The sequence below is a fragment of the Pseudomonas sp. 43(2021) genome, assembly GCF_017490805.1.
In the GTDB taxonomy this organism is placed as follows: Bacteria; Pseudomonadota; Gammaproteobacteria; order Pseudomonadales; family Pseudomonadaceae; genus Aquipseudomonas.
In genome coordinates, this window is the sequence record NZ_JAFGYJ010000415.1 from 1 (window position 1) to 472 (window position 472).

Sequence of the window (472 nt, forward strand, 5' to 3'; positions counted from 1 at the left end):
CCGTTGGCGGCCACCATTCCGAACATCACGATGCCCGCGCCGCCGAGCACGAACGGCGGCACCGACGCGACGAGCTGCGCCATCTTCGGAAAGAGCCCGAGCAGCACGAGGATCATGCCGCCCGTCGCGCAGACGAAGCGGCTCTTCACGCCCGTCACGCCGATCAACCCGACGTTCTGCGAGAACGACGTGTGCGGAAACGAATTGAAGATGCCGCCGATCAGCGTGCCGAGCCCGTCGACGCGCAGCCCGCGCACGAGCGTTTCCTGATCGACGGGCCGCTCGACCATGTCGCCGACCGCGAGGAACATCCCGGTCGATTCGATGAACGTGACGAACATCACGATCACCATCGTCGCGATCGATAGCGGATCGAAATGCGGGAGTCCGAAATGGAACGGCGCGACGAAGCCGACCCACGGCGCCGCCGCGACGCCGTCGGTGTTCACGCGGCCCGCGGCGAACGCGATCG

General features: G+C 66.7%; 1 protein-coding gene. It reads right to left on the reverse strand.

Features of this window, described 5'->3' with window-relative positions:
- A partial coding sequence (locus tag J5M71_RS27925; RefSeq protein ID WP_279382398.1) for a solute carrier family 23 protein occupies positions 1-472 on the reverse strand: 472 nt, incomplete at both ends.